Raw genomic sequence first — 21,834 nt, forward strand, 5'->3', positions numbered from 1 at the left:
CGCTAGCGTTGCCGGTCCTAGCGTCCGTGGCTCCCCCAACACCCGCGTCCGCATGCGCGGGGAGCATCAGAAGGAGCACGCAATGGCACGCAAGGCATACGACACCGCGCAGTTGAACGAGCTGCTCTACCAGGCGCTGGAAACGGAAATCGGCGGCGCGCAGATCTACGAGACCGCCATCAGCTGCGCGGTCAATCCGGACCTGAAAAAGGAATGGAAGGAGTACCTGGAAGAGACCCGCACGCACCGCAAGGTGTTGCTGAACGTGTTCGAGCAGCTCGGACTGGACCCGGACACCCGCACCCCGGGCCGTGACGTCGTCGGCTTCATGGGCGAGTCGCTGGTCAAGGCGATGGAGATGGCGAAGAAGGCGGGCGACCCGGCCGCCGCCGAACTGGTCGCAGGTGAGTGCGTGGTGCTGGCCGAGACCAAGGACCACATGAACTGGGAGCTGATCGGCCTGGTCGCCGAGAAGGGCCAGGGCGACGCCACGAAGGTGCTGAAGGCCGCGCACGAGGCGGTGGAAGAGGACGAGGACCATCACCTCTACCACACCACCGGCTGGACCCGGGAGCTGTGGATCCAGTCGCTCGGCCTGCCCGCCGTGCTGCCGCCGCCGGAAGAGGTCAAGAACGTCGAGACCGCCATCGGTGCCTCGCGCGCCGAGCAGGCCCGCGACGAGATGCTCAAGCGGCATTGATCGCACGTCCGTAGCCCGGGTAAGGCCAACGGCCGCACCCGGGTCACGATAAGGACGTAGCGACGGAGCGGACGCAAACCCCGGGTGCGGCCTGCGGCCTTACCCGGGCTACTGGGTGCCCCGGAAATCGTCTGCAGTGATCCGCGCACCGATGCGGGTGTCGCCGCCCAACGACGCCCGCATCACCTCCAGCGCCGCGTCGTTGCGTTCCGCAGTCTCGGCCGCCACGCAATCGCGCGGCACGAACAGCTTGAGGTCGCGCACATTTGCATCCATCGCCGTGGCCACCACGCAGCTGTCGGTGGCGATGCCGGTCAGGATCAGCCTGCGCACCCCCAGTTCGTCCAGCAGCCGCTCCAGAGGCGTCTGGTGGAAGGCCGAGTTGGACGGCTTGAGCACGAAGTAGTCGGTCGCCTCCGGGCGCACCTGCTCCACCAGCGGCGCCCCGCGCGACCCCGAGCCGCCGCACAGCGCCACCACCCGATGGAAATCCGAGCGCCACTGGCCGTAGTTGTCGTTGGCGTAGATCACCGGCACCCCGGCATCCGTCGCACGGCGCTTGAGCGCGGCGATGTGCGTGGCCGCCTCCAGCGCAGTCGGCAGCAAGGTCTCGCCGCCGTCGAAGTCCAGCGCGTTGACCATGTCGATGATCAGCAGGGCGATGTCGGATCGGTCGCGGTCCGCCATGTGTGCGGTGTCGGAGTGGGGCAGGGGAGGGTGGTGTAGCACTGGTGACGGAGAGGGTGCGTCAACTCGGCGTAGTCCGCACACCCCTTACCCCGTCATTCCCGCCAATTGGCCCGTCATTCCCGCGAAGGCGGGAACCCATGGACGTTGAACGCGTCGTGGTCCGGCGGCTTTGGTGCCCGGAGCCCAATCGAAAGTCCACGGAGGTTCGGCTCCGCCGAAGTAAGTCTGGAGCGCGCCTTCGCGGGAATGACGCAGAAAAGCAGTCCGGGCAAGCGCCGCGCTGTGCCACGACGGCACCAGCCTGAATCACGAGGCCAACGCACCGCAGCACGCCGCGTCAGTCGGTGGTCGCGTAGATCCTGTCCCGGGTGCGGCTTTCAGCCTTACCCGGGCTACATCGCCTCGGGCGCCGACAGCCCCTTGCCGTACATCCCCGACCGGTCGAAGCAGCACACGCGGCGCTTGCCCGTGGCCAGCATGTCGCAGGCGTTGGCGATGCGGCGGGTGCGGGTGTCCTCGCGTTTGGCCGAGGTGATCCACGCGATCCAGTCGTGACGCGCGGCGGGCGTGATGTCGGCCCACACCGCATTCGCTTCTGGGGCCGCCGCCAGCGCCTTGCGCAGCTCCGCCGGCACCGTGGGCTCGGGCATCGTCCCGCTGGGCGTGACCTCCAGCGCGACGGTGTCGCCTGCATCCACGGCCGCGGCCTCACGCAGTTTGTTGTCGACTTTCAGCCAGTGGCTGCCTTGGCCGTCCGGCTCCAGCACCGCGCTGAACGACGCGCCCTCCAGCGTGCCCTCCACGCCCACCTGCCCGCGCGAGGGCAGCTTCGCGCTGGCGGCCTTGGGTACGAGGAGGAAGGTCCAGGCCGCATTGGCCGGCTTGGCCGGGCGCAGGAGCTTGGCCTTGAACCGCACGGGCGACGTCGCTTTGCTCATGGACGCGAACCGTAAACCATGCGCGCCACGGACGTCACATCGTCCATAGGGGCTTGGAAGGTCACTGTAGAAGCGGCTTCAGCCGCGATCCCCGCAGCCGCGCCGCCCCGGCCTCAACCGCCGATCACCTCCAACCCCAGCGGCCGGCGGTTCGGGTCCAGCCCCAGCCCGTACTGCAGGCTGCCGCCGATGCGCTCGGCGATGGCCATCAGCGTGCGGGTGTTGTCGGGGCCGACCGTTTCCAGCGCGGTGCGCTCCCACAGCGCGAGCCACGTGGTGAAGTGCTCGGCGTGGATCGCGTGGCCGCGGTGGGCGGCCATCGGGTTGCCGCGGTAGCTTTGCGCGCGCAGCGCCACCGAGCACCAGAAATCGACCAGCGTCGCCTTGTGGGCGTCCCAGTCGTGCACCGCGTTGTTGAACACCGGGCCCAGCTCGGGGTCGCGCCGGACGCGGTCGTAGAACCGGTCCACCAGCAGGGCGATGGCGGCTTCGTCGAGGGTCTTGGTGTCGGTCATGCAACGGTGCGGCGGTGCGGGGAGGTCGCCATTGTCGCCGATGGCGCCCCCGCTAAGGACCGTCACGCCCCACTGGAAGGCAGCCGGGGCGCAAGTGCGAACAGGCATTCGCCCTGCATGGCCGCACGCTCCCCGACGGGCAATGCAAGGATGCACGCCAGCGCATCCCGTACCGCGCGCAGCCGCTGCTCGGTCACCTCGTTCTCGCACTCCAGCGCCTGCACGGTGGGCCACATGCCACCGGCGCCCGTGGCGGCACCGAACAGCTCACACGACGGCGCCCGGTAGGCCAGCCACGCGACGTGCGCCTCTTGCAGCGCCACGGGCAGGCGAGTGCCCATGTGGTCGAGGCCTCCGGACTTCACCTGTGCGAGCAGCGCTTCGTGTGCGGCCTGCAGCCCGGTGTCGGCGACATCACGACGCGCCGCCATCAGGTGGGCGGTGTGCATGGCGCTGCCTTCAGGCCAGTCGGCGCCGTCCTGCGCGGCCGCTGCTGGCGGTGCAGCAAGCGACGCCAGCACGGCCAGCGCTACCACAGCGATGCGCGGCGCCACGCTCAACCGTCCGCTGGCGGCGGCAATTGCACGTCGATATGGCCGACGGTCTTGCCGCCCTCGCGCACGTCCAGCCGTGTCGCGTCGCGGTGCACGGCGACGGGCTCCTTGCACTCCAGGGTTACCGGCCCGGACTCGCCCGGCGCCAACGAGCGCACGTCTGCCAGGTCGAACATGCAGACCACCTCGCGGCCATTGAACGCCACTTTCGGCCGGTAGTTGTCGAAGATCGCGGTCCGGCGCGCATTGCGTCCGTCCTCGGAGTAATTCAACTGCAGCGTGCCCGACAGGCGCTGGCCCTCTGCGAAACCGACAGGGTCGGGCAGGGTATTGGGCAGCGCCGATTGCGCCGTCGCGGACGGGGCGGCGGCCAGCAGGGCGACGGCAGCAAGCATGCTTCTCATGGAACGGCTCCTTGTTCATGGGTGCCAACACCGGCACTGCGGCATGGTACCCGCTGCGCGCTCCCTGCCTGGGCGGGAGGCCCGTGGATCAACACGCGTCGCCGTACCCCTTGACGTCCTGCATCGCTGATCCAGAGCTGCCACGCTCGGCCAGCACGCTGACGCTGCCGTCAGTCTCCAGCACCACGGCTTCCACGTCCTCCAGTGCCGTGAGGCCCTGCGCGCGCACCGCGGCGCGGATCTCGCCCTCGGTCACGCGGGCGAGGCGCATCGCGTCGTGCCGCAGCTCCCCGCGCAGCAGCAACAGCGTCGGCTCGGCCTTGATCCAGCGCTCCACCGCCGGGAACCGCACCGCCAGCCGCGTAAGGCTCCACTGCAGCGCCACCAGCAGCGCGAACGCCAACACGCCCTGCGCCAGCGTGGTGTCGCGCGACAACAATGCGGTGGCCAGCGTAGAGCCGAACGCCACCGTCACCACCATGTCGAACGCGTTCCACTTCGACAGCGTGCGCTTGCCCGACAGCCGCAGCAGCGCCACCAGTGCGACGTACGCCAGCGTGCCCACCACCAGGGTGCGCAGCAGCGCCATCGGGTTGTCGAAGAACATCACGGGGCCACCGCCCGGGCGCGCATCACGCCTTTTCCAGCGCCGTGCCCTTGTGCACGGCCACGTGGTCGGTCTTGTCGCTTTCGATCTCGTACTGCGGCGCGTCCTCGCTGCAGTGGCGGGTGTAGCCCTTCCACTCGAAATCGCGCGTGTGCACCTTGCGGATGGTGCCGGTGACGTGCCCGGCCTCGGAGTTCCAGCGGACGTGGTCGCCGACCTTGAAGTGATTGGACATGGCATGCCCTCCGTTGAAGCCGACGCCAGACCCTACGCCCGGGGCCATCAAGCGGGCGTGGTCGGTATCGCTAGCCCGCCAGACGGTCGGCGTCCGCCGCGGCGGCGTCCGGCAGCAACCCCGCCGCGCTCTCACCCTCCACCCGCCCATGCCGCACCGCCTCCGCGCCCGGCACCGGCGGGCTGAAGAAGTAGCCCTGCGCCGTCTCGCAGCCCAGCTCGCGCAGCAGTGCCAGTTGTTCGGCGGTTTCCACGCCTTCGGCCACCACGCGCAGTTCCAGCGTGCGGCCCAGGTCGAGCAGGGATTTCACGATGGCCGCGTCCTGCGCCGTGCCCGGCGCCGCCTGCACGAAGCGGCGGTCGATCTTGATCGCGGCGATCGGCAGCGATCGCAAATACAGCAGCGACCCGTACCCGGTACCGAAGTCGTCGATGGACAGGCGTACGCCCAGGGCCGCCAGCTGCTGAAGCACGTCCACAACGCCGGTGTCCTCGGCGTGGAGCAGCGCGGTTTCCGTCAGCTCGAACTCCAGCAGCCGTGGCGGCAGGCCGCTTTCGCGCAGCGCCTCGATGGTGGTGGCCACCAGGGCCGGCGTGACGCTCTGCGCCGACACGTTCAACGCCAGCGTCAGCGCCACGCCCTGCGTCGCCCAGTCCGCGGCCTCACGGCACGCGCGGCGGATCACCCATGCGTCCACCGCCGGCATCAGCCCCGCTTCTTCGGCCAGCGGAATAAAGGCCGCTGGCGGCAGCAGCCCGTCCACCGGGTGCTGCCAGCGGGCCAGCGCCTCGACGCCGACCGCGCGGCCGGTCGCGGTGTCCACCTGCGGCTGGTAGTGCAGCAGCAACTGGTCATCGCGCAGTGCGACCCGGAGCTCGTCCAGCCGCCGCTGGCGCGTGCGTACCCGGCTTTCCAGTTGGCTGTCGAAGAAGTGGTAGCGCCCCTTGCCCGCGCTCTTGGCGTGGTACAGGGCGAAGTCGGCCGAGCGCAGCAGGTCGTCCACGTCGTCGCCGTCCTGCGGGTAGATGGCGATGCCGACGCTGCCCGCCGCCGGCAGCCCGGTCACGCCCACGGCGGTCGTCTCCAGGCTTTCGATCAGCCGTTGCGCCAGCAGGGCGAGGTCGGCCGGCGATGCCACCTCGGTCGCCAGCACGCTGAATTCGTCGCCGCCCAGGCGCGCCACCGTGTCCTCGACGCGGGCGCCGGCCTGCAGGCGGCGTGCGACATCGCACAGCAGGGCGTCGCCGGTGGCGTGGCCGAAGCCGTCGTTGATCTCCTTGAACCCGTCCAGGTCGACGGCCAGCACGCCGAACATCGCGCCACGCCGGCGCGCCCGGCGCACTGCCAGCGCCAGTTGCTCCACGAAGTTGGCGCGGTTGGCGATGCCCGTCAGGCCATCGTGCAGCGCCAGGTGCTCCAGCTGCACTTCGCGCGACTGCCGGCGCTCCACCTCCGCCTCCAGGTGCACGCGGGCGGTGGCGTGCTCGTTCGCCAGGCGCGCGTCGAACAGCGCAATCAGCAGCGTCACCGTCAGCACGCCCAGGCTGCCCACGCCCACAGCCACCGCCATCGTCGACCCGTCCAGGCCGCCCTGCAGCGCCAGGCTGACGCTGCCCGGCGCGAAGTCCGCCGCGGCCATGCCCGTGTAATGCATGCCGCTGATCGCCAGGCCCAGCCCCAGCATGCCCGCCAGCTTCTTGACCGAAAGCCAGCGGTCGCCCGGGGCCAGCCGCATGGCCAGCCACAGCCCAGCCATGGCCGCGGCCAGCGCGATACCGCACGACGCGGCCACCAGCATCGGGTCGTAAGTCAGTGCAGGCGACATCCGCAGCGCCGACATGCCGGTGTAGTGCATCGCCACGATGCCGGTGGCCATGACCACCCCGCCCATGACGATCACCCCGCGCTCGCCGATGCCCAGCCGCACCAGCCAGATCGCGACCGATGCGGCGCCGACAGCGGGCACGATCGACCACAGCGTCAGCGGTATGTCATAGCCCAGCGGCGTGGGCGTGACGTGCGCCAGCATCCCGATGAAGTGCATCGACCAGATGCCCAGGCCCAGGGCCAGGCTGCCGCCCACGAACCAGAACCGGTATGCGCGCGCGCCGGCATCGCGCACCCGCAGCGCGATGTCCAGGGCGGTGTAGGCGGCGAGGAACGCCACCACCAGCGACAGCGCGACGATCCAGAGGTTGTAGTGATGGTGCATGCGCCTGCCCGTTGAATGCGCCGTCGACGCCCTAACCGTAGCGGGCCGCCGCACTGCGCCGTGTGCAAAGGCGATGCGCCGCCGGACACCCGGCGCGACATGCCGCGCCGGTCCCTGGCTACCTACGGTGTCGGCGGGAGCGGGATGAACTTGAATGGGGAGGGCTGGGAGTGGAGACGGCCTCCCATCCGTGGCATTCACAAAAGTGTCACATGGCCTTAACATTCCCGCGCCCCCGGCTAAGGCCGGGGATTTTTTTGGCCATTACAGGGAAGCAAAACAATGAAGAAGAATCTGATCGTGGCCGTGGGCCTGGTGCTGGCAGGCCTGTCCGCGCCGGTGCTGGCGCAGGGCAATGGCTTCATCCGCGGCGAAGTGGGCCGCAGCGACGTGGACTTCAGCGTCGACGGCGGCAGCGCCAGCGACGACGACACCAGCTGGGGCGTGCGCGGCGGCTACTGGTTCAATCCGAACTTCGCGGTCGAGGGTTTCTACACCCACGCCTACAAGACCTCGTTCAATGACGGCTTCGACAACTACACGCTGCGTCTGCACGGCGCGGGCGTCGGCGTGGTGGGCAAGAAGAACTTTGGCGGCGCCCACCAGGGCTTCTTCATCGGCGGCCGCGCCGGCATTTCGCGTGGTGTGGCCACGTTCGATGTCGACGGCGACGTCGAGGAAGCCGAGGCCAGCTCGGCCAAGCCGTACTTCGGCGTCAATGCCGGTTACGACTTCAGCGAGCGCTTCGGCCTGAGCCTGAACTACGACCGCCTGCAGGCGGACGGCGACGGGCTGGAAGTGGACGTCGACCTGCTGACGCTGGGCGCCGAAGTCCGCTTCTGATTCCAGCACACGCGTGAACAGAAAAGGGCCGCCCGAAAGGCGGCCCTTTTCTCTTTGTCCGAGTAGTGCGACGTGCCCGCGCAGCCGAGACCGAACTTATCCATCTCAATTGCAAGCGAGAAAGTTCACTCTGTTCCCTGTTTTCAACCCTGTTGTAGTTTTCGGCCAATAGGCGGCCGGCTGCAGGAAAACCACGCACCTGGGTGCGCCGGCGCGCGTGTAGTTCGTGGCGGTACGGGCTGAAGTCGAGGTCGTTGCTGATCACGCGCGCGCAGCCTGGCAGGCAGAGAGGTGAGCGGGGTTCCGCGGGAACTGGATGGCGCGGATCCAGTCGCTTCCGACGACTGGATCCGCGTGCTGCGCCCTGGCTACAGATCGAGGCCGAAGCCGACGCCGGCGGAGCGCTCGTCGCCACTGAAGGACGCGCCGATGCTGAAGGAGGCGCGGTCGCCGATCGCCTTGCCGTAGCCGATGGCGAACGCCTTCTCGCCTTCCTGGAGGCCGATGCCCACGGCCACGCGCCCGCGCTCGGTACGGCCGCCCGCCGCGTTGATGCCCATCTGCACCATCGCAGTGTTCATCGCGCCGTTGCGGTTGATGCGGCGGTCGGTCTCGTCGAGGCGGTCCCAGACGTCGTCGCGAAAGTTGTCCCACTGCTGGGACAGGGTGTCGAAGCGCGCGTCGGTGTAGTCGCGCGCGGCCGCCAGCGTGTTGGCGTCGCCCTCGTTCATCTGGCGGAGGTTCACCGCGTCGTCGGCATCTTGACCCTCGGCCACGTTGGAGACGCGCACGCCGTTCCCGGTTCCGGCCTCGGCACCGCCGAGGATCACCTGGTCCGCAACGCCGTCGCCATCCTCGTCCTCCAACTCGACGCCGGCACCGGCACCGGCACCGTCCTCGCCCGGGGGACCTTGCGGACCTTCCGGACCTTCCGGGCCTTCCGGACCCTGCGGTCCTTCCGGACCTTCCGGACCCTCCGGACCCTCCGGGCCTTGCGGGCCTTGCGGGCCTTCCGGACCCTGCGGGCCCTCGGGGCCCTGGGGTCCGGGCGTCAGCTCGATCGTGTCGATCTGGTCCTGCAGGCCGTTAAGTGCCGTGTCGACGGCAGCGAAGGCGCTGCCGACGTCGTTGTAGTCCGCGCCTTGGATCACGTACGTCGGCGCCGTGAAGATGCCGCCCGCGAACGACGCGCCGCCGCCGAAGGACGCCATCAACGAACTGGCGGTCGAATACAGCTGGCCGACGTTCACCGCATCCGTGTCGGCGATGCCGTCGGCCAGATTGACCAGCCGGCGCTCGCCGCCGCTGGAGCCGATGGAGAACGTGCCGTCCTCGGTGGCCACCGAGCCCGAGCCCAGTGCCACGGCATCCGTCACGCCAGCCTGCACCGTCGCGCCCGTCCCCATCGCAATCGAATTGTTGGAGCCGTCCTCGACCACCGCCGAACGGCCGATCGCGATCGCCGCCTGTGAACCCGACCCCGCGGAAGTACCGACGCGGGCGCCAGTGGCCAGGTTGTTCCCGCCACCGATCGCGATCGAGTACGACGACCCCGTCGAGGTGTTCGACAGTACCTGCCCGACGCTGCCCAGCGCCGTGGCGTAGGTGCTCTGCACTGTGTTGACGAAGCCCATCGCGGTGGCGCCTTCGAACAGCGCCGAGTTGTTCACGCCTAGGGCGATGGCGAACGACGCCGACGCGACGTTGTTGCTGCCCAGGGTTACCGAGTTCATGCCGGACGCCTGGTTGGAATTGCCGATCGCCACGCCGCTGGAGCCGGAGGCCGTATTGCCCACGCCCACCGCGACACTGGCGTTGCCAGTCGCGTTGTTGACGCTGCCCACGGCGGTGCTGTTGAAGCCCGACGCGGTGTTGTTGTTGCCCACCGCAGTGCTCTGCGTGCCGGACGCGGTGTTGTCGGTGCCGCAGGCCAACGCGTTGACGGGCACCGCGCTGTTACCCGTGCCCGTGTCCGCGCCGGTCCCGTCGTCCACTACGCAGATTTCGCCGGCGTGCAGCGGCGGCGCCGGCAGGAGCACCAGCGCGATTGCGAACGCAAGGGCGGACGGAACGACGCGACGCGTGGAGCGCGTCGAAGACTGGATCAAGTTCATTCGGGAGTCTCCAAGACGTAGGTCAGAACAACATGGTTTCCGGGCAGGGCGAACCCGCGCCGGCCGGTGTGATCAGCTGCAACATGGATGTCATATGCGCCGCCTAGGCGTCGGCTTGGGGGGCGGTGGACACCGCGTCCTTAATCGCCACGCCTGCGCAGGCGCTCCAGGACTGGACGTTGTCCGGATCGCTCTCGATCAGCGCCGCGTACTGCTGCGCGAGCGCGTCCCAGCGGGCGCTGTCGCCGTTCTCCGCGACGGGGGCGGCACCGGTGTCGCCGACGAGCACCAGGCGCGAGCCCGCGTTGCCCGGCACGTCGGGCTTGAACGCCGGGATCGTGCGGTCGTCGATGTAGCGAATGCCGTAGTTGGTCGAGGGGTTGGGGCTGTAGAAGTGGAACTCGTCGTCGTTGAAACGCGCGTACGGCGAGACCTTGTTGGGTTCGACGATCTCGATACCGTTGCCACTGGTACGGATGTCGATCATGCAACTGCCGCCCTCGAGCATGTAGGTGCCGGGCGCGACGTCGGCCGCCAGGACCGCGGCCGGCAGGGCGGCGAATGCGGAAAGGAATGCGGCGAGCACAGTACGACGCGCGCGGCCGGGAAGGCAGCGGTCTGGCATTCGGATGATCCCCCTGGAAAGGCCTTGCGGCCGACCCGCCGGAGGCGGGTTCCCAAAGGATAAAGGCAAACCGGGGTCAGAGTGGAGTGGCCCGCCTTCCTCCAACACCCGAAGCGTGTGACGCGCTAAGCCATGGGTATCGCTGCGCTCCACCCATCCTACGGACGGTCCACCGTGCGGGTCAGGAACACGCTGTTGGGGTCGGCCCTGTAGTCGCCAAAGGGCGGGCAGGGGACGAAACCGAAGGACGCGTACAGCTGGTGTGCGGGCGCGAAGAATGCCATCGATCCGGTTTCCAGGCTGAGCCGCGTGATGCCGTCGCGTGCCGTGGTGTCGATCATGTGCGCCAGCAGCCGTGCCGCCACGCCGCGGCGCAGGTGCGACGCCGCGGTGCGCATCGACTTGACCTCGGCATGGGTGGCTTCCAGCCGCTTGAGCGCACCGAACCCGGCCAGCGCCTCGCCGTCCCACGCGCACCAGAACCGGATGTCGGGCCCGCGCAGCCCCGACAGGTCCAGCGCGTGCCGGCTTTCCTTCGGGGCGGTGGGGGCAAGGGAGGCCAGGTGCTCGTGCAGCAGGGCGATGACGCGCGGGTCATTGAGGTCGCCGGGGCGGATGTCCACGTTGCAGTCTTTCCGGTCCAGGTGGGGCACAGGTGAAGACTTCATCGCAGGGTGTCCTTGTCGATCGCTGAGGCCGTGGACGGCCCGGTGGTCGCCGCCTCGCACCGCCGCGGCTCGTCGCGGTGGGCGCGTGCTGCGAACTCGCGCAGCACCTGCAGTTCGTTGATGGCGTCGGGCCGCGTCGCGTCACCAGTCGCCGGCGGGGGAGCAGCGCGGTCCGGCCCGATCACGCCCAGGCCAACGGTGAGAGCGGCCAGCACCGTGCCGGCCCGGGTGGCATGCAACTGGTCGCGCTGGTACAGCCGGGGCGCGCCGTCGGCCGACCCGGCCAGGCGCCATGCGGTGGCCACGGGCAACACGCAGGCGTCGATGGCGGCCGCGGCCTGCCGGTAGCTCTCTTCCGCGGCCAGTGACGACGCGCGGTCCCGGCGGTGGGGCCATACCGACATCAGGGCGATGCGCGCACGGCGCCCGTGCAGCGCCTCGGCGATGGCGGTCACGCTGCGGCGCAGGTCCACGCGGCTTTCCGGGCGCGACGACGGCCCCTGCTGCAGCACCACCCAGTCCCAGTCGGCCCGCTGCAAGGCCGCCTGTAGGCGGCCGCCGGCCAGGTGGTCGCCCAGCGAATGGCCGGGCTCGGTCAGCATCTCGACCTCCATCGCGACCCCCTGCCGCCGCGCCAGCGCGACTACGATCTCCGGCAGGCTGTGGGTGGCGGTATGGCTGTTGCCGACGAACAGCACACGGGCAGGGCGTTGATCGACGGTCGCGCCCGCGTCGGCCGCAGGGGTCGTGCCCGTGCGCCCATCGGCGGCATGCACCCCGCCGGCTGTCGCCAGGCCGAGCAGGGCGGCGCTCAACAGGACCATGGATCGGTGCGGCATCGGCAGCTCCCCGGGCTGGAGGGTCGAGTGTAGTGATCGGCGGCGGCCTTTATGCTGGCGCCCCGCCCTGCGAACCGCCCGGCCCGGCCGCGGCATGGAGACCGGCCGACATGTCGATGCGCACCGCCGTGGCCCTGACGGCCCTGCTCCTGATGGGGGCCGCCCCCGACACCGCCGCCGCGCCGGCGTGCCCACCCGACGGTTGGACCCGGTCATCGCTGCAGCAGCTGCAGGCCGCCGGCTTCGGCACGCTGCCGCCTGCGCAGACCGAGGCACTCGGCCGCGCCCTAGTGGCCTGCTTGGACGACGCCGACCCCGCCCTGCGCGACGGCATTGCCTACACCGGGCTGTCGGTGTGGATGCGCGGCGGCCGGTTCTCCACCGATGCGCTCCGAGCGCTGCGCGCCGACCTTTACGACCGCATGGACGCGCCCGATCCGCAAGGGTTCGGCCGGCCGTTCGCGGCACTGGTGCTGGCCGAAGTGGCGCGCACGGACCGCGTCGCGCCGTGGATGACCGCGGACGAGCGGGCCGCCATGGTCCAGCGCGCCGCGGCGTACCTGGAGGGGGTCGACGACTACCGCGGCTTCCAGGCGGGCGACGGCTGGCGCCACGGCGTCGCGCACGGCGCGGACTGGCTGATGCAGCTCAGCCTCAACCCGGCGCTGGACCCGGCCCAGCGCCAGCGCATCCTCGACGCGGTGGCTCGGCAGGTGGTGCCGGCGCAGCACGCCTACGTCTTCGGCGAACCCGAACGCCTGGCCATGCCCGTGCTGCTGCTGGCACGCGCCGGCCTGAATGACGAGGCCGGGTGGCAGGCCTGGCTGGAGGCGCTGTCGGCCTCGGCCTCCCTCAGGGACGCGGCCCTGGCCTGGCAGGACGCCGACTGGCTGGCGCGCCGCCACAACCTGCGGGCGTTCCTGTCGGCGCTGCACGTGTCGGCCAGCCTTTCGGACGATGCGGCCGTCAAAGCCCTGCTGCCCGGCACCGCAGCCGTGCTGCGCGCAATGCCCTGAAGGTGGCGGCTGGTCATTTCATGGCGGAAAGTCGGCTCTGCAGCTCCTTTTACTGGCCTTACTCGCCCTGCAGGACCGCGCCCAGCTTCTCCTCGTCGAAATGATCCGTCAGGCCTTCCAATCCTGCAGCAACGGCAGGGTCCGCGAACATTCCCTGTGAGGCAACTTGGCCCAGAAGTTCAAACGCAGAGTGGACGGCCGCTTCGCCTTCGTACTTGTAAGCCTCGTGGGTCTGCGACCTGCATGACTCGGTGAGCAAGCGCATGTAGATCCCTGCCGTATCCCGGTTGACTTCCGACCGGACCTCGTCCGGCATCTCAACGAACTGGGCCACGTCCTTGTTGAGGGATATGGCGGAGAACATCCACTTGATGAGCTGGGCCTTGTCGGCTTCCGTAGTGGAGGAAACAAGGCACTTCGAAAGATCGTCAGCGTAGGGCCCGGCGTACGTCGGCGCGCTCAAGGCCGCCAGCAGCGGCAGAAGAAGTGGCGCGATTGCTTTCGTTCGAAACATGTAATCCCCCCTGTTGAAATGATGACGACTATTGCGAGAAGTCGACTCTGGCACTGTTTCAGCCCGTAGGCACCGCAATGTCGAAATGCAGGACGTCCTCGCGGATGCCGAGCCGGGAGTACAACGCGATGGCTGCCGCGTCTTCGGGCCCGGTGTCGGCCTGCACGTAGATCACCCACGCCCCGCGTCGCTGCGCCTCGGCCTGCAATGCCTGGATCAGCGCGGTGGCGATGCCCTGGCGTCGGTGCGCCCCTGCGACGGCGAGGTCGTAGATGTAGATCTCGCTGCGCTCCTGCTCGAACTTGGGGAGTTCGTAGGCGACCAGTCCACCCACCACCTCGTCGCCCGTCACGGCCGCGAGCGCGATGAAGTGGTCGTTGCCCAGAAGCCGCCGCTGGTACGCGGGAGTGGGGCGCTTGCCGACATAGGTGTCCAGGTCGTCGAAGGCTTCGCCGAACATCGCCAGCAGGGCGTCCATCAGGCGCAGGTCGTGGGCCGTGAGTTGCCTGATCGCGTACGTGGTCATCGGTCAGGAGGTCCGGGGCAGGTTCACTTTCAATTCTGCGAGAGGGCGGCCGACGACTGGTTTCTCCTTTCGAATTCACTGCCGTCGCGCTCCAGCGAGGTGCGGTCCCAGTGCGCGAGATCCGCCGCGCTCTCGTAGGTGGACTGCAGGAAAGCGAGCAATGTGCCGTCCGGATCGCCAGCGCTGCGCACGGCGTCATACGGCAGGACGAATTCCTGCAAGGCGTCCGAGAAATACGCAGCGGCCGGCTGCACGTCCCGGTCGCGGTAGCCGGCCGGTTCGGGCCAGGCATAGGCGTAGAACGCGGCCTCGCCAAGCCCCGCGCCCGGCCAGAAGCCGGCGCTGGCGAGTTCATGCGAATACGCTTCCCGCATCACCCAATCCGCGCAGTTCGGCGCGCCGCCTGGATGCATCGGTGCACCGCGCCCCGAGAAGCGCGTGACCGCGAGATCGAAGGCGCCCCAGAAAAAGTGCGAGGGACTCGACTTGCCGAGGAACCGCGCGCGAAAAATCTTGAAGACGCGATCGGCCTGCAGGAACGCGCGCCAGACGCGATTGACGACATCGGCATCGTAGCTGGCGTGCGTGCGATCGTGCTCGAAGGGAATGGCCTCGACGACTTCCACCGGCCGCGTGTAGATCGAGACCGCAATATCCAGTTCCGCCAGTGACGCCATCACATCGCGATGGAAGTCCGCCACCGGCATCGACGACAGCGCGAGGTCACGCTTGCGTCCGTCGGACGTCCGGATCCGCAATGCGTGGTGCACGAAGTCGAACTCGATATCGAAGCTGCCGTCGCCGGCCGGAATGGGCGATGTCGCCAGACCGCTCGCAGTGACGTAAAGCGTGGAACCCCACGAGTGGTTCTGCCAAGGCGACAGCGCAAGCCGGATCTTGCCGACGATCTGCGTCCACATGTGCACGGTTGCAAACGTGTCGACCCAGTCGTCGAGGGGCGGCAGTTCGGGCCACGGCGCGTTGGACTCGTTCATTCGCCTGCTCCTTCCGTCCACGAGCCGTCAGGGTGCTACAGAACCGGGGCCGCTACAAAACCGGGGCCAGCGTGGGGCTTTCCCTCTCATTCGCGTGAAAGGGCACTCTGACCCCTGTTTTTCACTCTGACCCCTGTTTCTGGTCAGCGCTGCCGAAGACGGCCGTGAGCGAGAGCGGAGTGGTGCCCGCATTGATGAAGGTGTGCGGCGTATTTGCTGGCACCCGGAGTATGTACGGCGCGGACACAGTGAAGGTCTGCTCACCAATCACATACGACATGGTTCCCGACGTCAGGACGTGTGCCTCTTCACTCTCATGGGTGTGCAGCGGCGGCCCTCCACCGGGTGCCGTTTCCGTGAGGATGAAAGACAGGCTTTCGAAGCCGTGCTCACGGCCTCGCAGCAGGTGAATCCGCTCCCCTTGGCCCGCCTCAATAGCCTGCATCTCATGCAGCTTGACGACGTAGTCGCTGGAACCTGCGTCACCGTTAGCGAGAGGCTGATCGTGTGCCGATGCCATTGGAGAGGCCAGCAGGAATATCGCCAGGAATCTCATTCACGCCTCCGGAAAGTGGGTGTGGCACCTGACAACGGAAGAAACCTGGGAGAAGTGAGTCATCCTTCTCACTACCGCACAAGAAAGTGCAGTCTGGCCCCCAGCCTCCCTACAGATCGAAGAAGTCGAAAATCGAGATGTCCAGGTCCGGGAACTCAAGCCAGGACAGGTCCCAGTCAAACCAACTGCCGGACTCCACTGTTGCTACCGCACGGAGCATCTGGGACTTCATTGCAACGTAGTCGCATGCGTCCCCTGCGGCTGCGTGCAACCGGTCGAAGTCCGAGTGCGAGTTGAACATCGCATGTGACCAGCACGCCACGTCGATGCCGATGGCTTTGCGCCGGTTGGCTTCCCTGACTTGCTCGACCGTATAGAACTTCCGCTTGCCGTAGTGGCGGACCAAGTCATCGCCAACGCGCTTTGCCTGTGCCTTCTTGTCCGCCGGACTAATAGCGCAAGGGGCGGGCTGCGCAACTGCACTCATGTTGATTCCTTTCTATGTAAGGGAACCTGACCCTCGTTCGGTCGGCCACCGCGAAAAGTCAACTCTGACCCCTGTTCTTAAACCTGACCCCGTTCGGTCGGCCACTGCGAAAAGTCGACCCTGACCCATGTTTTGTCTCTTAATAATAAATTAGCTATCTCAAACCCCATTTTTTCGCTTCTTTTTTGTTCACACAGCTTCTGCGTCGGGAACATCGTAAGTGGTATCTGTAATTTCACTCAGCAAGCGGTGGTCGAGAAGGACTTGCATAATCGTTCGAGCCGTCTGCTCGCACACGACCAATTTGTTGTTGGAGTCGAAGTTCAAACCCCAATTTCGCGCTGAACTGACCGTGTTTAGCCTTGATGAAAAGTTGGGCCGCAGATAGAGACCTTTCTGTTGGATAACCGTGATCCTTCGCAACTGCATTGCATTTGTTCCAACATAAGCCTTGAGCGGTGCAATGTCGCTGAAAAGATCTGAAAACTGCGGATCAAGCGTCAGATTTTGGAAACTTCTTTCGTATGCCTTCTTGTCCGACATTGTACTTTCATAAGCTCTCTTGGACGAAACAAGAATTGTTTCATTTAGGCAGTAGAAGTCGAAATGTTGGTCAAAGGAAAATGACTCATCCGGCGTAGCGGACAACTCGCCGTTCTTAAAAACAGCATTGATTAGGGACTTGCGAATAGTGGGGCGCCACGAGGGGGCGGTCTTTCTGATTCCATAGACCGTATTGCCCCCGCTCTGGAATTTGACAAGATATCCTGTGGCCCCCTTGAGATGCTTCAACTCGGCGTCAGAACTTTCGGCTTCAGGAGAGTCGACCTTATCTAGCAGAGCTATCAGGCCTTCGCTACTCTCCAGGGGGTGGACGAGGCAGCTACTTTCGTTGGGCTGAGAAAGTGGCGAATAGGGGGCGTGCTCAGTTATGCGAGATGTTTCATTTTTAATCGCTGACCTAAAAAGATCTTCGATATCGCTGTCAGTTCTAACGTGCCACGCTCTAAATTTTGCAGATGTGCTGCTTTTCTTGAACACCCATAACTGGATAGTTGCGTTGTCGTAATCAAATTTTCGCCAATCTGCAAAGTCCGTCATCAGTCAAGCTCCCCCTTGGTAAGGTAACTCCCCTGCACTTCTTGGCACCTGTATCTACCCGGCGCCAGATGCGTCTTGCTCAACACCCTCGTAATCCTATCGTGTCCATTGATTTTAACCTTAGCCTCGTACAGGCTCCAGCCGAAAATCAATAGAATAGGGTTCATAATGATTTGCCCGGCGCGATATGTTATTAGAAAAAGCCATATAAGAAAGGTGGTAAGCCCCGCAACTTTGCCGATTGAGGCGTAATCGACGCCCATGAATGAAATAATGTATGGAAAGCTGTAGCTAATAAGTTCGCTCGGGATTGGCTTGGCTTCTATTACATCCACAGGGTACTTGTAACGCAGGGTTTCAATCACTATCAAGGTTGACATTAGGCACGCGCCAGAAATTAATACGGCCAGCAAAGAAAGGGCCGGATGACTAAACTCTGGTAAAACGCATGATTTAATCGATACGCAAAGGCCCGCCTGCCATGACTCCTCAGTCACATCCTGTAGAGCCAAGATTAGTGCTAATGGGAAATAAGATCCCAAGAATAAGAGCAGGGCGGGGATCAAACGAAACTGCATTTGTGTGCTCCCGCAGCGGCCACCCGTGGCCTATCAATCAGTAAGACTTCTTCGTGTCTCATAACTTGAGAATTCTGTATAGAAGCCTGAAACGGTAGGTGCAGAGCTAGTGATGGATTGGATGAGACTTTGTCAAAGAAGTCTTGGGCGTCTTACGTCACTTCGCTAAGTAACCCACGCACCTTCTCAGTTGCCTAGGGCCCAAGGCCGCCCCAAAGCCAACTTAACCGCCTTAACCCCCGGCACCGCCCGCAACGTCCCCATCAATTCCGCATCCACCCGCACGGAACTGGTGCCATTGAGGTCGAGCATACCCGCCGCGCCATTGCGCAGCAGGTCCAACCGGATCGGCGTCCCCCCCGGTCGGTGTTTCGACAGCAACGCATCCACCCGATCCCAGATCCCCGGCACGCGCAAATCCAACCGCAGCGACAGCCGCTTGGCGTGCTGCGCGCAGATCTGGCTGTAGTCCCAGCAGCGGTTGGCCTTCAGCGCGAAGCCGCCGCTGAAGGCGTCTTCGCGCAGGCCGCCCTGGATGACCAGCAGGCGGTCGCGGCTGAGCAGGGCGGCGAATTCGCCATACGTCTCGCCGAAGAAGGCGCATTCCAGACGACCGCGGCCGTCCTCGATCTGCACGAACATCTGGCTGTCGCCCTTCTTGCGCAGGGCGACCACCTGGCCGGCGACGACGGTTTCCACTTCCGGGCGCCAGCCGCCGCGCGCGCTGTCGGGGCGGGTGGCCCAGATCTTTTCCAGGTCGCCCAGGTCATGGCCGGTGAGGGCGTGCAGTTCGTCGCGGTACGGGTCGAACGGGTGGCCGCTGAGGTAATGGCCGAGCGTTTCGCGCTCGCCATTGAGCAACTGGCCCAACGGGTACTCGTCGGTTTCCGGCAGGTCGATGTGCAGCGCGGGCGCGGCCGCCTCGCCGCCGCCAAACAACGACACCTGGCCGGCGGCGCGTTCGCGCGCCAGCTGGTCGGTGGCGCGCAGCACTTCGGGCAGCTGCAGCATCAGGCTGGCGCGGTTCTTCCCCAGCTTGTCCAGCGCGCCGGCCTGGGTGAGCGCTTCCAGTGCGCGGCGGTTGAGCTTGCCGCTGTCGACGCGCTTGCAGAACTCCAGCAGGTCACCGAACGGCCCCGCACGGCGCGCTTCGACGATGGCTTCGCAGGCGCCGCGGCCGACGCCCTTCACCGCGCCCAGGCCGTAGCGGATGGTGTCGGGTGACGTGGCCTCGAACATGTACGCCGAGGCGTCCACGTCCGGCGGCAGCACGGTCAGGCCCATCACCCGGCACTCGTCGAGGAACCCGGTGACCTTGTCGGTGTTGTCCATGTCCGAGGACAGCACCGCGGCCATGAACTCGGCCGGGTAGTGAACTTTGAGCCATGCGGTCTGGTAGGCGACCAGCGCGTAGGCGGCCGAGTGCGACTTGTTGAAGCCGTACTCGGCGAACTTCTCCATCAAATCGAAGATGGGCGTGGCGACGTTGGGCGCGATGCCGCGTTCGGCGCAGCCGGCCTCGAACTTGGCGCGCTCCTTGGCCATCTCCTCGGGCTTCTTCTTGCCCATCGCGCGGCGCAGCATGTCCGCGCCGCCCAGCGTGTAGCCGGCCAGGACCTGGGCGATCTGCATCACCTGTTCCTGGTAGACGATGACACCGTAGGTCGCGCCCAGCACCGGCTCCAGCAGCGGGTGCGGGTAGCTGACCTCGGTGTGGCCGTGCTTGCGGTCCACCCATTCGCGGTCCATCCCGCTGCCCAGCGGACCGGGGCGGAAGAGGGCGGCCAGCGCGATGATGTCCTCGAAGACGTCGGGCTTGGCGCGCTTGAGCAGCTCGCGCATTCCGCGCGATTCGAACTGGAACACCGCGACGGTGTCGCCACGGGCGAAGAGTTCGTAACTGGCGACGTCGTCCAGCGGCAGCGCGGTGATGTCGAGCGGTGCCTCGCCGGCGGCGGCGCGGCGCACGTTGATGGCCTTTACCGCCCAGTCGATGATCGTCAGCGTGCGCAGGCCGAGGAAGTCGAACTTCACCAGGCCGACGGCTTCGACGTCGTCCTTGTCGAACTGGGTGACGGGGCTTTTGCCGCGACCTTCGCCGTCGTGTTCGGCGAACAGCGGGCAGAAGTCGCTCAGCGGGCTGGGCGCGATGACCACGCCGCCGGCGTGCTTGCCGGCGTTGCGGGTGAGGTCTTCCAGCTGGCGGGCGAGGTCGAGCAGGTCGCGGACGTCGTCCTCGCTGTGGTAGCGGGCGATGAGGTCGCTGGAGGCCAGCTCGGTGTTCTTGCGCGCGGCTTCGGACTCGCCCAGCGCGTCGTCCAGGCAGATGCCCAGCGTGTTGGGGATGAGCTTGGCGATGCCGTCCACAAACCCGTACGGGTGGCCGAGCACGCGGCCGGTGTCGCGCACCACGGCCTTCGCCGCCATGGTGCCGTAGGTGATGATCTGGCTGACGCGGTCGCGGCCGTACTTGCGCGCGACGTAGTCGATGACCTCGTCGCGGCGGTCCATGCAGAAGTCGATGTCGAAGTCGGGCATCGACACGCGTTCGGGGTTGAGGAAGCGCTCGAACAGCAGGTCGTACGGCAGCGGGTCCAGGTCGGTGATGCCCAGCGCCCACGCCACCAGCGAGCCCGCGCCCGAGCCGCGGCCCGGGCCGACCGGGATGCCCTGCGCCTTACCCCAGTTGATGAAGTCCGCGACGATCAGGAAGTAGCCGGGGAACCCCATCGAGATGATGACGTCCAGCTCGGTGTCCAGGCGCGCGTTGTAGTCCTCGCGCGTGTGGCCTTCGGCGAGCGGGGCTTTCTCAAGGCGCTTGTCGAGGCCCTCGTGCGCCTGGCTGCGCAGCCACGACTCAATGGTGTGGTCGTCGGGCACGGGGAAGGCGGGCAGGTAGTACGTGCCCAGCTTCATCTCGGAATTGCAGCGCGTCGCCAGCGCCAGCGCGTTGTCGATGGCGTCGGGCACGTCGCTGAAAAGCGCGCGCATCTCGTCGCACGACTTCAGGTACTGCTCGGGCGTGTAGTCCTTGGGCCGCTTGGGGTCGTCCAGCACGCGGCCCGACGCAATGCACACGCGCGCCTCGTGGGCGTCGAAGCCTTCGCGGTCGAGGAACCGGGTGTCGTTGGTCGCCACCACCGGCAGGCCGCGCTTGGCGGACAGGTGCAGGGCGAGCGTGTTGTAGGCGTCCTCGCCCTCGCGCCCGGTGCGGGTCAGCTCCAGGAACAGGCGGTCGTCGAACACGCTCTGCCAGTCGGCGACGGCGGCCTCGGCCAGCTCGTGCCGCCCGCCTTGGGCCAGGCGACCGGGCAGGCTGTGCACGCCGGCCAGCGCGAACAGGCCGGCGTTGTCCTCGCGCAGCCACTCCGGGCGCAGGATCACGCCGTCGTGTCGGTGGCCTTCCATCCACATCCGCGTGAGCAGGCGCGACAGGGTGAGGTAGCCGTCGTGGTTGCGGCACAGCACGGTCAGGCGGGTGGGCGCCTCGTTGCCGTCGGCCAGCGACAGGTCCGCACCGAGGATCGGCTTGATGCCGGCGCCCTCGGCCTTCTTCTGGAACTGCACCGCCGCGAACAGGTTGTTGATGTCCGTCAGCGCCACGGCCGGCTGGCCGAGGGCCACGCAGCGCTTGACCAGCTCGCCGACGCGGATGGTGGAGTCGGCGAGCGAGAACTCGCTGTGCAGGTGGAGGTGTACGAAGGGTGCGGACATGCCTGCCTTGCGATGCGGCCGGCCGATGCCGGGCCCGGGACGGCGGCAGACGGCGTGCGAGCGGGCAGGTTAGCAGCCCGGTCGGGGGGTACAAGGCTTGACAGGTGGGCGGGGTGGGGGATGGCTGTGGGGTGGGGGGTTGGGCCGCGGTTGCCGGCCGCGGTTCGGCCTGTGCGGGCCGTTGTATGAGCGGCTTCAGCCGCGATCGAATCGCCCTCGGTGCGCGCACGACCCGTGTCCGGCGCGCTCCCGATTCCGTTTTGGGAGCGACGTGAGTCGCGATGCGTGGGTGGCCGGAGTTACGCGGTCGCGACTTACGTCGCTCCTACAAAGAGGATGGGGGGGCGGTGCGAGTTGTGGCGGCGCGGGCGGGCGGGGAGCGGATCGCGGCTGAAGCCGCACC

23 protein-coding genes are annotated in these 21,834 nt (G+C 66.9%); 3 read left to right on the forward strand and 20 right to left on the reverse strand.

The genetic code is table 11. The annotated features are described in order from the left end of the window. The first annotated feature begins 82 nt into the window (after nt 1-82). On the forward strand, nt 83-700 hold the full coding sequence (locus K6753_RS12910) for a ferritin-like domain-containing protein (protein WP_223676867.1): 618 nt from the start codon (nt 83-85) through the stop codon (nt 698-700). Between the two features lie 108 nt (nt 701-808). On the opposite strand, the gene K6753_RS12915 is transcribed toward K6753_RS12910, so the two are convergent. The 8 genes from K6753_RS12915 to K6753_RS12950 form a co-directional block, all read right to left on the reverse strand. Further along, nucleotides 809-1,387, reverse strand: a complete 579-nt coding sequence (locus tag K6753_RS12915) for a cysteine hydrolase family protein (RefSeq protein WP_223676868.1) — start codon at nt 1,385-1,387, stop codon at nt 809-811. Nucleotides 1,388-1,782: 395 nt separating this feature from the next. Further along, the gene (locus K6753_RS12920; protein ID WP_223676869.1) at nt 1,783-2,328 is read right to left on the reverse strand and encodes a YdeI/OmpD-associated family protein; all 546 of its coding nucleotides are present in this window, start codon (nt 2,326-2,328) and stop codon (nt 1,783-1,785) included. A 113-nt stretch (nt 2,329-2,441) separates the two neighbouring features. Next, nucleotides 2,442-2,843, reverse strand: coding sequence for a group III truncated hemoglobin (locus K6753_RS12925; protein ID WP_223676870.1), 402 nt, complete (start codon nt 2,841-2,843; stop codon nt 2,442-2,444). Between the two features lie 62 nt (nt 2,844-2,905). Next, complete coding sequence (locus tag K6753_RS12930; protein ID WP_223676871.1) at nt 2,906-3,397, reverse strand: lysozyme inhibitor LprI family protein; 492 nt, start codon at nt 3,395-3,397, stop codon at nt 2,906-2,908. Nucleotides 3,398-3,399: 2 nt separating this feature from the next. Further along, nucleotides 3,400-3,801 carry an EF-Tu C-terminal domain-related protein gene (locus K6753_RS12935; protein WP_223676872.1) on the reverse strand — a complete coding sequence of 134 codons (402 nt, stop codon included), beginning with the start codon at nt 3,799-3,801 and terminating at the stop codon, nt 3,400-3,402. Nucleotides 3,802-3,889: 88 nt separating this feature from the next. Beyond that, the gene (locus K6753_RS12940; RefSeq protein ID WP_223676873.1) at nt 3,890-4,408 is read right to left on the reverse strand and encodes a DUF421 domain-containing protein; all 519 of its coding nucleotides are present in this window, start codon (nt 4,406-4,408) and stop codon (nt 3,890-3,892) included. 25 nt (nt 4,409-4,433) lie between these two features. Beyond that, complete coding sequence (locus tag K6753_RS12945; RefSeq protein WP_223676874.1) at nt 4,434-4,643, reverse strand: hypervirulence associated TUDOR domain-containing protein; 210 nt, start codon at nt 4,641-4,643, stop codon at nt 4,434-4,436. A 70-nt stretch (nt 4,644-4,713) separates the two neighbouring features. Then, on the reverse strand, nt 4,714-6,855 hold the full coding sequence (locus tag K6753_RS12950; RefSeq protein WP_223676875.1) for a putative bifunctional diguanylate cyclase/phosphodiesterase: 2,142 nt from the start codon (nt 6,853-6,855) through the stop codon (nt 4,714-4,716). Nucleotides 6,856-7,137: 282 nt separating this feature from the next. On the opposite strand from K6753_RS12950, the gene K6753_RS12955 reads away from it, so the two are divergent. Next, complete coding sequence (locus K6753_RS12955; protein ID WP_223676876.1) at nt 7,138-7,698, forward strand: outer membrane beta-barrel protein; 561 nt, start codon at nt 7,138-7,140, stop codon at nt 7,696-7,698. A gap of 368 nt (nt 7,699-8,066) precedes the next feature. Here K6753_RS12955 and K6753_RS12960 read toward each other — a convergent pair whose 3' ends face one another. The 4 genes from K6753_RS12960 to K6753_RS12975 form a co-directional block, all read right to left on the reverse strand. After that, complete coding sequence (locus tag K6753_RS12960) at nt 8,067-9,812, reverse strand: YadA-like family protein (RefSeq protein WP_223676877.1); 1,746 nt, start codon at nt 9,810-9,812, stop codon at nt 8,067-8,069. A 103-nt stretch (nt 9,813-9,915) separates the two neighbouring features. Beyond that, nucleotides 9,916-10,437 carry a hypothetical protein gene (locus K6753_RS12965; RefSeq protein WP_223676878.1) on the reverse strand — a complete coding sequence of 174 codons (522 nt, stop codon included), beginning with the start codon at nt 10,435-10,437 and terminating at the stop codon, nt 9,916-9,918. 158 nt (nt 10,438-10,595) lie between these two features. After that, the gene (locus K6753_RS12970) at nt 10,596-11,105 is read right to left on the reverse strand and encodes a GNAT family N-acetyltransferase (protein ID WP_223676879.1); all 510 of its coding nucleotides are present in this window, start codon (nt 11,103-11,105) and stop codon (nt 10,596-10,598) included. After that, complete coding sequence (locus K6753_RS12975; protein WP_223676880.1) at nt 11,102-11,944, reverse strand: SGNH/GDSL hydrolase family protein; 843 nt, start codon at nt 11,942-11,944, stop codon at nt 11,102-11,104. The genes K6753_RS12970 and K6753_RS12975 overlap by 4 nt, the downstream gene beginning before the upstream one ends. Nucleotides 11,945-12,054: 110 nt before the next feature. On the opposite strand from K6753_RS12975, the gene K6753_RS12980 reads away from it, so the two are divergent. Continuing rightward, nucleotides 12,055-12,960: a DUF2785 domain-containing protein gene (locus tag K6753_RS12980; protein ID WP_223676881.1), complete on the forward strand. Its 906-nt coding sequence runs from the start codon at nt 12,055-12,057 to the stop codon at nt 12,958-12,960. A 58-nt stretch (nt 12,961-13,018) separates the two neighbouring features. On the opposite strand, the gene K6753_RS12985 is transcribed toward K6753_RS12980, so the two are convergent. The 8 genes from K6753_RS12985 to dnaE form a co-directional block, all read right to left on the reverse strand. Further along, a complete protein-coding gene (locus K6753_RS12985) occupies nt 13,019-13,474 on the reverse strand; it encodes a hypothetical protein (protein WP_223676882.1) in 456 nt (151 codons plus the stop codon). Nucleotides 13,475-13,532: 58 nt separating this feature from the next. Further along, entirely contained in the window at nt 13,533-14,000 is a 468-nt protein-coding gene (locus K6753_RS12990) for an AAC(3)-I family aminoglycoside N-acetyltransferase (protein ID WP_223676883.1), read from the reverse strand. 29 nt (nt 14,001-14,029) lie between these two features. Continuing rightward, nucleotides 14,030-14,995: a DUF5996 family protein gene (locus tag K6753_RS12995; RefSeq protein ID WP_223676884.1), complete on the reverse strand. Its 966-nt coding sequence runs from the start codon at nt 14,993-14,995 to the stop codon at nt 14,030-14,032. Between the two features lie 121 nt (nt 14,996-15,116). Next, complete coding sequence (locus K6753_RS13000) at nt 15,117-15,551, reverse strand: cupin domain-containing protein (RefSeq protein ID WP_223676885.1); 435 nt, start codon at nt 15,549-15,551, stop codon at nt 15,117-15,119. Between the two features lie 109 nt (nt 15,552-15,660). Continuing rightward, nucleotides 15,661-16,038, reverse strand: a complete 378-nt coding sequence (locus tag K6753_RS13005; protein ID WP_223676886.1) for a DUF6559 family protein — start codon at nt 16,036-16,038, stop codon at nt 15,661-15,663. Between the two features lie 189 nt (nt 16,039-16,227). After that, a complete protein-coding gene (locus K6753_RS13010; RefSeq protein ID WP_223676887.1) occupies nt 16,228-17,139 on the reverse strand; it encodes a Kiwa anti-phage protein KwaB-like domain-containing protein in 912 nt (303 codons plus the stop codon). Continuing rightward, nucleotides 17,139-17,717, reverse strand: a complete 579-nt coding sequence (locus K6753_RS13015) for a hypothetical protein (RefSeq protein ID WP_223676888.1) — start codon at nt 17,715-17,717, stop codon at nt 17,139-17,141. The genes K6753_RS13010 and K6753_RS13015 overlap by 1 nt, the downstream gene beginning before the upstream one ends. Before the next feature lie 186 nt (nt 17,718-17,903). Continuing rightward, the gene (gene dnaE, locus K6753_RS13020; RefSeq protein ID WP_425492126.1) at nt 17,904-21,431 is read right to left on the reverse strand and encodes a DNA polymerase III subunit alpha; all 3,528 of its coding nucleotides are present in this window, start codon (nt 21,429-21,431) and stop codon (nt 17,904-17,906) included. Between the last annotated feature and the right edge of the window lie 403 nt (nt 21,432-21,834).

Source organism: Novilysobacter selenitireducens, from assembly GCF_020026895.1.
Taxonomy (GTDB): Bacteria; Pseudomonadota; Gammaproteobacteria; order Xanthomonadales; family Xanthomonadaceae; genus Lysobacter_C; species Lysobacter_C selenitireducens.